Origin of the sequence: Shewanella sp. T24-MNA-CIBAN-0130 (assembly GCF_040310185.1) — a bacterium.
Classification (GTDB): Bacteria; Pseudomonadota; Gammaproteobacteria; order Enterobacterales; family Shewanellaceae; genus Shewanella; species Shewanella psychromarinicola.
The window spans coordinates 1-286 of sequence record NZ_JBEOPP010000239.1; the positions used below are offsets into that span (position 1 = coordinate 1).

General features: G+C 45.8%; 1 protein-coding gene. It reads right to left on the reverse strand.

Translation table 11 applies throughout. The annotated features are described in order from the left end of the window. On the reverse strand, nt 1–286 hold a 286-nt coding region (locus tag AAEZ02_RS22215), incomplete at both ends, for a ferredoxin-like domain-containing protein (RefSeq protein ID WP_502959608.1).

The following is a 286-nucleotide window of genomic DNA, read 5'->3' on the forward strand; positions in this document are numbered from 1 at the left end:
GCGCGAGTGTGTGGTAATAGATGATCAGATAAATGCTTTGCAACCGCATAAGCCTGCGCATGTAACTTAGATTCAACCGGGTTTGGATTACACATCACGTTACGGTTTACGTCACCACAAGCGGCAATAGAATCAAGGGCGGCGCGATCAAGACCTTGGATCAAGGTTTTTAGATTACGCTTAGGAATGCCGTGGTATTGAAACGTTTGACGCGTGGTTAAACGAATGCTGTTTGAGGTGGTCAGCGTAGATGAAATTTTATCCACTTCTAACCACTGCTCAGGAG